The sequence below is a fragment of the Pseudomonas sp. SDO5522_S412 genome, from assembly GCF_054071215.1.
Window position 1 is genome coordinate 1 of record NZ_JBSVWQ010000335.1, and the last position, 4,543, is coordinate 4,543.

3 protein-coding genes are annotated in these 4,543 nt (G+C 60.5%); 2 read left to right on the forward strand and 1 reads right to left on the reverse strand.

The genetic code is table 11. The annotated features are described in order from the left end of the window. Nucleotides 1-202: 202 nt before the first annotated feature. Nucleotides 203-1,684, reverse strand: a complete 1,482-nt coding sequence (gene gltX, locus ACW9I6_RS30860) for a glutamate--tRNA ligase (RefSeq protein ID WP_003214464.1) — start codon at nt 1,682-1,684, stop codon at nt 203-205. A 196-nt stretch (nt 1,685-1,880) separates the two neighbouring features. Here gltX and ACW9I6_RS30865 point away from each other — a divergent pair, with 196 nt between their 5' ends. Both ACW9I6_RS30865 and ACW9I6_RS30870 read left to right on the forward strand, forming a co-directional pair. After that, nucleotides 1,881-2,927, forward strand: a complete 1,047-nt coding sequence (locus ACW9I6_RS30865) for an HlyD family secretion protein (protein WP_177028869.1) — start codon at nt 1,881-1,883, stop codon at nt 2,925-2,927. A 49-nt stretch (nt 2,928-2,976) separates the two neighbouring features. After that, a complete protein-coding gene (locus ACW9I6_RS30870; protein ID WP_457340188.1) occupies nt 2,977-4,467 on the forward strand; it encodes an MDR family MFS transporter in 1,491 nt (496 codons plus the stop codon). Nucleotides 4,468-4,543 lie beyond the last annotated feature (76 nt).

Consider the following 4,543-nt stretch of genomic DNA (forward strand, 5'->3'; position numbering starts at 1 on the left):
AACCGTTGACCTCTTGCATGCCATGCAAGCGCTCTCCCAGCTGAGCTATAGCCCCTCGTCGGTGAGGACGGGGCGAATCTTAATGGCGTATTCGAAACGTGTCAAATTTATTTTCAACAATTTTCAAAATTTTTTGCCGAGATAACAATCACTTACCGAGCAAACCCCGGAAAACCGGGGTTTGGCCGTTACAACAGCGTGCTTAAGCGATAGCGCCGAGCAGCTTTTCCCATTCCTTGTTCTCTTTCTTCGACACACCACCAAGCAAATCAAGGGCTTGGCGCAGACGGAAGCGAGTCAGGTCCGGGCCCAGAATTTCCATCGCATCGAGCACCGACACCGAACTCGCCTGCCCGGTGATCGCGGCAAACATCAGCGGCATGGCATCGCGCAATTTCAGCTCCAGGGATTCAACCACCGCCTGGATAGTCGCGGTAATCGCATCCTTCTCCCACTGGCGCAGGCTTTCGAGCTTCCACAGGATCAACTGCATTAACTGGCGAACCTGGTCACCCGAGAGTTTCTTCGACTCAAACAGCTTCACGTCCGGGTTCACGCCACCGGCAAAGAAGAAACTCGCCAACGGTGCGACCTGGCTGAAGGTCTCCACCCTGCCCTGCACCAGCGGCGCGATCTTCATCATGTACTCGGGGTTCAACGCCCACTGCTGCACGCGGCTGGCGAACTCTTCCACCGGCAGGTCACGCAGCCACTGGCCGTTGAGCCACGACAGCTTCTCGATGTCGAAGATCGGCCCACCCAGGGACACGCGGGACAGGTCGAAGTTATCGACCATTTCCTGCAACGAGAACTTCTCGCGCTCGTCCGGCATCGACCAGCCCATGCGGCCCAGGTAGTTGAGCATCGCTTCGGGCATGAAGCCCATGCGCTCGTAGAAAGTCACCGAGGTCGGGTTCTTGCGCTTGGACAGCTTGCTCTTGTCCGGGTTACGCAGCAGCGGCATGTAGCACAGCTGCGGTTGTTCCCAGCCGAAGTACTCGTACAGCAGGATCAGTTTCGGCGCCGATGGCAGCCACTCTTCGCCACGCAGTACGTGGGTGATGCCCATCAGGTGGTCGTCCACCACGTTGGCCAGGAAGTACGTCGGCAGGCCGTCGGTCTTCATCAGCACTTGCATGTCCATGCGGTCCCACGGGATCTCGACGTCACCGCGCAGCATGTCCGGCACCACGCACACGCCTTCGCTCGGCACCTTCATGCGGATAACGTGCGGCTCGCCGGCAGCCAGGCGCCGGGCCACTTCTTCCTTCGACAGCAGCAGTGCGCGGCCGTCATAACGCGGGGTTTCGCCACGGGCCTGCTGCTCGGCGCGCATCTGGTCCAGCTCTTCGGCGGTGCAGAAGCACGGGAAGGCATGGCCCATGTCGACCAGTTGCTGGGTGTACTGCTTGTAGATGTCGCTGCGCTCGCTCTGGCGATACGGGCCGTGGGGGCCGCCGACGTCCGGGCCTTCAGCCCAGGTAATGCCCAACCAGCGCAGGGCATCGAAAATCTGCTGTTCCGACTCGCGCGTGGAGCGCAGTTGATCGGTGTCTTCGATCCGCAGGATGAATTCACCGCCATGCTGCTTGGCAAAGCAGTAGTTGAACAAGGCGATGTAAGCAGTACCTACGTGGGGATCCCCAGTAGGCGATGGCGCGATGCGCGTGCGGACGGTGGTCATGGCGGGTCTCGAATTGGCGATAAAACTGAAAATGAAACAAGGGGCGAATGGTAACAGCCCCAAGCCCTTGGGCTCCAGCGTGGGGAGGCGAACAAAGGGCATATGAGACAAGCTCCGGTCTCAAGTCTCGACATGGCTATTTGCCAGACCGTTCGCTGGCTATATTCCATTACCTTTTGTCGACGACATCATCGCCATGCCTGCCCCGCTCAAACGCCGCCTGTTTATCTTCCTGTTTATCGTGGTCCTGATCGCCGCGGGCTTTTTCGCCCAGTGGTTCTTCAAGGGCCGTTTTTATGAAAGCACCGACAACGCCTACGTCCAGGGCGAGATCACCCGGGTCTCCAGCCAACTGGGTGCGCGCATCGTCGAGGTGCTGGTGGGCGACAACGAGCACGTGGAAAAAGGCCAACTGCTGGTCAAGCTCGAAGGCGACGACTTCCACCTCGCCGTCGACCGCGCCAACGCCGCCCTGGCCATGCGCGAAGCCGAGCGTGTGCAGGCCCAGAGCAAACTGACCCAGCAAGCCAGCCTGATCGCCGCCGGTGCAGCCAAGGTCTCGTCCAGCCAGGCCACCCTCGGCCGCTCGCAGATCGACCTGAACCGCGCACAAACCCTGCGCAAACCCGGCTATGTCTCCGAAGAACGGGTCACCACCCTCGACGCCGACAACCACATCGCCCGCTCCCAGGTGACCATGGCCCAGGCCGACCTGCAGGGCCAGCGCCAGCAGGTCAACGCCCTGAACGCCGAGATCAAGCGCCTCGACGCGATGATCGCCAACGCCAGGACTGACCTGGCCCAGGCCGAACTGAACCTGACCCGCAGCGAAATCCACGCGCCCATCAGCGGCCTGATCGGCCAGCGTGCCGCACGCAACGGTCAATACGTACAGGCCGGCGCCTACCTGCTGTCGATCGTCCCGGACCAGGACATCTGGGTGCAGGCCAACTTCAAGGAAACCCAGATCGGCCACATGCAACCCGGGCAAAAGGCCGAGCTGACATTCGACGCCTACAGCGATACTCCAATCGAAGGCCGCGTCGCCAACCTGTTCGGCGCTTCCGGCGCGCAATTCAGCCTGCTGCCGCCGGACAATGCCACGGGCAACTTCACCAAAGTCGTACAACGGATTCCGGTCAAACTGACCTTCGCCGCCGACAACCCGCTGCAGGGCAAAATCCGCCCGGGCATGTCGGTGACGGTCAAAGTGAACATCCAAGACCCGCACGATGGCCGGTGATCAACTGCTGCCGCCGGTAGGCGAACCGAGCCGGCGCGACTGGATAGCAGTGATGAGCGTGATGCTCGGCGCCTTCATGGCAGTGCTCGACATCCAGATCACCAACTCGTCCCTCAAGGACATCCAGGGCGCGCTGTCGGCCACCCTGGAAGAAGGTTCGTGGATTTCCACCTCCTACCTTGTGGCCGAAATCATCATGATCCCCCTCACCGCCTGGCTGGTGCAGCTGCTGTCGGCGCGTCGGCTGGCGGTGTGGGTCTCGGGCGGGTTCCTGATCGCCTCGCTGATGTGCTCCATGGCCTGGAGCCTGGAAAGCATGATCGTATTCCGCGCGCTGCAGGGCTTTACCGGCGGCGCGCTGATCCCCCTGGCGTTCACCCTCACGCTGATCAAGCTGCCCGAACATCACCGCGCCAAAGGCATGGCCATGTTCGCCATGACCGCCACCTTCGCCCCGTCCATCGGCCCGACCATTGGCGGCTGGCTCACGGAAAACTGGGGTTGGGAATACATCTTCTACATCAACATCCCACCGGGCCTGATCATGATCGCCGGGCTGCTGTACGGCCTGGAGAAAAAGGACTCCAACTGGGACCTGCTCAAAAGCACCGACTATCTTGGCATTGTCACCATGGCCGTGGGCCTTGGGTGTTTGCAGGTGTTTCTGGAAGAAGGCCATCGCAAGGACTGGCTGGAATCCAGCCTGATTGTCAGCTTGGGCACTGTCGCCCTGCTCAGCCTGATCACCTTTGTGATCGTGCAGATGTCCAAGCCCAACCCGCTGATCAACCTGCGCATCCTCGGCAATCGCAATTTCGGGCTGTCGAGTATTTCGAGCCTGGGGATGGGCGTGGGGTTGTATGGCTCGATTTATCTGCTGCCGCTGTACCTGGCGCAGATCCAGAACTACAACGCCCTGCAAATCGGCGAAGTGATCATGTGGATGGGGGTTCCGCAGCTGTTTTTGATTCCGCTGGTGCCCAAGCTGATGAAGTACGTGTCGCCCAAATGGCTGTGTACGCTGGGGTTCGGGCTGTTCGGGTTGGCGAGTTTTTCATCGGGGGTGCTGAACCCGGACTTTGCCGGCGACCAGTTCAACCGCATCCAGATCATCCGTGCGCTGGGGCAGCCGTTGATCATGGTGACAATTTCGCTGATTGCCACGGCATACATCATGCAGAAGGACGCGGGGTCGGCGTCGAGCCTGTTCAATATCCTGCGAAACCTGGGCGGGGCGATCGGGATTGCGTTGCTGGCGACGCTGCTGGATGCACGCACCAAGACCTACTTTGATTACCTGCGTGAGGCGATTGTGCCGACCAATCCACAGGTGGCAGAGCGCATGGCCAGGCTGACGGAGACGTTTGGCAGTGAGACGGCGGCGTTGGGCAAGTTGAGTGAGATAGCGCATCAGCAGGCGCAGATCATGGCCTATAACGATGCGTTCCATTTTGTAGGGTTGGCGTTGGGGATCAGCATGGTGGCGATCTTGTTGACCAAGGCGTTGCCGGCGGGGCTTAAGGCTGGGGAAGCCCACTGAAATAACCTGTGGCGAGGGAGCTTGTTGTGGCGAGGGAGCTTGCTCCCGCTGGGCTGCGAAGCGGCCCCAAAATTCT